A 4,307-nucleotide genomic window follows, 5' to 3' on the forward strand; every position below is an offset into this window, starting at 1 on the left:
ATATAACTAAATCCTCCTTGAATATTGAAATAAAAAACAAATCAAATTATTTAAGCTGAAAAAGCTTATTTTTAGCAATATTAATATATAAATTATCTTCATAAGAAAAATTAGCAATCTTCTCATATATATCAATAGCCAATTTTTTATCTTGTAATTCAACTAATATTGCTTTTCCAAGCAAAGCCCTAATTTTCATAAAATCTAATTTAGTTTGATTAATCACATTATCATACATTAATAAAGCATTTTCCACTTGTCCTATTTTTTCATAAATAACAGCTTTATTAATATAAGCTAATTCCCGCTCAATCCACTTTGACGCAATAACAACATCTAAATCTTTAAGAGCTTCTTCATACAAACCTTTGCTCTGAGAATAAGTAGACTTTGCAAGATAAAACCGTGGAAGAAATTCATAAGCAATATCATCTTTACTGTTTAAAGCCTTTTCTATTTTAGATGCCAAATTTTGCCTTTCTTCAGTATTTTTTGATTTCAAATAAAGATTCAAATCTTGCTCAAGATTTTCTACTATTTCTCCTCCTTCTTTTACATAATTTATATCCGTAAAATCATAAAAATAAATAATAATTCCCACAAAAATAATAACTGCAAGAATACCGATAAAAAATTTATTTTTAAACATCAGAATCCCTCTTTAAAAGATTTGCAAATGGCTTATAAGATTCCTCATCATCCTCCTTAAATAGATAAGAAGAAATTTCTTCGCTCGATTTTTGTTCTTTATATGCCTTGTAAGAAAGCAAAACCAATTTATTCTTAAAGTCAATATTGGTGATTATAACCTTAATTTTATCCCCAACATTTAACTTTTCAAAAGTCTCCAAACTAGACTCTTTTGTATCTCCAAGTTGAATTTTACTAATAAAGCCCATAATTTTACCATAAACTCTTACTTGAAACCCCTTAGATCTCTTTTCCATAATTTCAACTTCAAGAACATCACCTTTTTTATAACTCTTAGAAAAATCATCCCAAGGATTTTCTTCTAATTGCTTAATTCCCAACTTAATATTTTGCCTTTTCGCATCAAATTCTATAACTTTACCACTAATAGAACTACCAAGCTCAAAGTATTTCTCAGGATTAACTTCCTCAACCCAAGAGATATCAAATTTACTAATATATGCATCTATACCCTCTTCTATACTTACAAAAGCACCAGTTTTGGTAATATTTTTAACAACACCCTGAACAACCTTCCCAACACCACACCTATCAGCCAAATTATTCCATGGATTCTCATTGACTTGTTTAATACCTAAAGAAATTTTTTGATTTTCTTTATCTATTTCTAAAATCTTAACTTCTACAATTTGTCCAACCTTTACCAATTCCTGAGGACTTTTTATGGATCTTACCCAAGAAAAATTACTAATATGAAGAAATCCTGATATTGCACTATCAAGTTCAACAACAGCACCAAAAGGTAATATTTTAACAATCTTTCCCTTTACAATACTCTCAACCTTATATTTAGATTCAACAGAATCCCAAGGATTTACCTTTAAAGCCTTAAGGGATAATTCCATTTTGCCTGTATTTGTGCTCAACTTAATAATCTTCAATCTTAATTTATCATCAACATGAATAAAATCTTCAACATTCTCAACACGATTAAATGCAATATTTCTCTTATGCAAAACTCCTAAAACAAGATTCTTAATCCTTATAATAGCACCATAATCTGTAATCTTTTCAACAATACCATCAACTATATCTCCTTCACTATAAGAACTAACAAGCTCTTTTCGCTTCAGAAACTCCCGTTCTCTCTCTAAAGTACGCCTATCAAGAATAAGCCTAAGACCATCAGATTTATCTGCCTGAATAACATAAAATTCAACTACAGAACCTCTTTTTAATTTTTCATCTCTCAATTGAGAACTTAAATAAAATGGCATAAACCCAGTAACATTATCATTAATCTGAACTTTATATCCACTTGAAAGTTCAACTAAAATTTTGCCTTTAAGTACTTTTCTATTCGCAATATATTCATCAATTTTATCTTGCAAATTAAGAGAATCAAGTTTCGATACACTAAGAACCAAACCTAATTCTCCTCCTACTTTTGTAACTATTGCATCAAGTTTATCTCCAACATTTGGAATGGTCTCAAATTCATCAATTTTAATAAAACCCTCAGACTTATAACCAATATCTACAAGTACATAATCTTTCATAATATTTATAACAATACCAGAAACACTACTACCTAGTTCTACCTTCTCAAGAACCTTTAGATAATTTTCTTGTAAATCTTCTTGATTTTCCATTCTCACCTCTCTATCACTTTTTTTTCAAATTAAACGTCTTTATGATAATATCACATACATCATCTAAACTTTTATAGCTTGTATCAATATAAAAAACCCCTTTACCCAACTTCAATTTACCATACTCTTTATTTTGATCAATTTCATCTCTCTTCTCAAGTGCCTGCTCCAGTTCAATTAAAGCCATATCATCATCCCTTTGATTATACCGTCTTAAAGTTCTCACTTCAACAGAAGCATCAAGATATATTTTAATTTTAGCTTCTGGAAATACTACAGTAGTAATATCTCTACCCTCTATTATATAATCATCATCTTGAATTTTAACTATTTCTCTTAATTTTTTATTCACAATCTTCCTAATATTTACATAAGAAGAATAAAGAGAAACTTGAAAATCTATTTTTTCAGTTAAAATATGACTTATAACATCAACACCATTTAAAAGAAAAGAATTATCATTATATTTAATATCATTTTGAGATATTAAATCCACAAGTTTACTCTCATTAAGCAAATCATACTCATTTAAAGTAAATCTTTGAGCAATTAAAGTTATTATTCTATACAAATAACCAGAACTAATAAATTTAAAACCCAATTTCATACTCAATGCTTTTGAAACAGAACTTTTTCCTGAAGCTGAAGGTCCATCAATTGCTATTATCATATCAATGCCCCCAAAAACTGAGTTTTTAATTTATTAATTTTAGCTAAAGACAAAACCTTAATTTGTCCTTCTTTCAAATTACTCAATGTAATATTACCTATTCTAACTCTATGCACTTTCTTTAAAAAGATATTCTTACTTAAAAAAACTTTACGAATTTCTCTATTTTTACCTTCTGTTAAAATTAACTTGGCTGTATTATTACCAAGCATAACATAAGACTTTAACTTAAAAAGCTCATTATCAACTTTTATTCCATTCTTAAAATTAACAAGCAAATCTTCACTAACAACCCTTTTTGATTCAATAATATATTCCTTTTCTATTTCATTCTTTGGATGCACAATACTATTTGCAAACTGACCATCATTAGTAAAAAGCAAAAGACCAGAACTTTTAAAATCAAGCCTGCCAATTGAAAATAAACGTTCTCTAAATAAAGGCTGAACTAAAGATATTGCCAATTTTCTTCCCATTGGATCAAAATTTGAACAAAGGTAATTTATAGGTTTATTAAGAGCAATATAAATTTTATTTACAACTTTAGAATCTTGAAAAACAAACACTTGTTTTCCATACTCCACTCTATCACCCAAGAAAACTTTATCTCCAAGCTTAGCAAAAATGCCATTTACTTTAATAAGATTTTTTCTTATAAGCTCTTCGCAAAACCTCCTAGAACCTATACCTTTTTCTGCCAAAAAAGCATGTACTCTAAGCCCTTTGCTGTTTATATTCGTCAATACCTCTTCCCTTTATTACAATTAATTCATTATTTACATAAACCAAATCTATAACATTTGACATTTTATATTCAAGAACGATTAAAAAATAACAAAATCTCTCAAAAAAGTAAAATTTATCATCTAAACGCAATAAAAATTCAAATCTGCACTTATCCTCTTTAGCCAAAAGTGACATGATTTTATTTTTTTTATCTGCAATCTTAGCATCATAAGTATCTAAAACAATATTAAACCTAAATCTATCAGATAAAATATCATTTCGTTCTTTACTGACCCTCATTGTTCTATCTTTATTCTTAACTTCATTAATATTAGCAATATAATTTTTAGCATCATCTACATTTTTTAAAAAGACAACATTTTCCTTTAAAAAAGGAAATTTAGATATATCTAAACATACTTCATCTTTTTTTCGAACAAATTTTTTAGACACCACATATTTATCACTAAATTTCATCAACTTATTAACTATTTCTTTTTCAACAAATTTTCGATCTTTTAATTTAACTGGATAGAGTACTTGGGTTTTTAAATAAAGCAAACTAGTTGTAAAAGAATAAAATTTAATTAATTCTCTAACATCCATTT

At 27.5% G+C, this 4,307-nt stretch carries 5 protein-coding genes; all 5 read right to left on the reverse strand.

The window, feature by feature from the left end; all coding sequences use genetic code 11:
• Positions 1-46 precede the first annotated feature (46 nt).
• Positions 47-649, reverse strand: a complete 603-nt coding sequence (locus BN1173_RS00665) for a tetratricopeptide repeat protein (protein WP_040235889.1) — start codon at positions 647-649, stop codon at positions 47-49.
• Positions 642-2,303: a 30S ribosomal protein S1 gene (locus BN1173_RS00670; protein ID WP_014696029.1), complete on the reverse strand. Its 1,662-nt coding sequence runs from the start codon at positions 2,301-2,303 to the stop codon at positions 642-644. The genes BN1173_RS00665 and BN1173_RS00670 overlap by 8 nt, the downstream gene beginning before the upstream one ends.
• Positions 2,304-2,316: 13 nt before the next feature.
• Positions 2,317-2,973 (reverse strand): (d)CMP kinase, encoded by a 657-nt coding sequence (gene cmk / locus BN1173_RS00675; RefSeq protein WP_012537900.1) that lies wholly within the window; start codon positions 2,971-2,973, stop codon positions 2,317-2,319.
• Complete coding sequence (locus BN1173_RS00680; RefSeq protein ID WP_040235896.1) at positions 2,970-3,707, reverse strand: pseudouridine synthase; 738 nt, start codon at positions 3,705-3,707, stop codon at positions 2,970-2,972. The genes cmk and BN1173_RS00680 overlap by 4 nt, the downstream gene beginning before the upstream one ends.
• Positions 3,688-4,307 (reverse strand): hypothetical protein (locus BN1173_RS00685; protein WP_040235893.1); only part of this gene is annotated, 620 nt, incomplete at its 5' end. The genes BN1173_RS00680 and BN1173_RS00685, both read right to left, overlap by 20 nt.

Origin of the sequence: Borrelia crocidurae (genome assembly GCF_000825665.2) — a bacterium.
GTDB lineage: Bacteria > Spirochaetota > Spirochaetia > Borreliales > Borreliaceae > Borrelia > Borrelia duttonii.

What these genes read in the sequence shown, in the direction of transcription:
- BN1173_RS00670 (WP_014696029.1), bottom strand. Translation starts at nt 2,303, where the DNA reads ATGGAAAATCAAGAAGATTTACAAGAAAATTATCTAAAGGTTCTTGAG.
- cmk (WP_012537900.1), bottom strand. Translation starts at nt 2,973, where the DNA reads ATGATAATAGCAATTGATGGACCTTCAGCTTCAGGAAAAAGTTCTGTT.
- BN1173_RS00665 (WP_040235889.1), bottom strand. Translation starts at nt 649, where the DNA reads ATGTTTAAAAATAAATTTTTTATCGGTATTCTTGCAGTTATTATTTTT.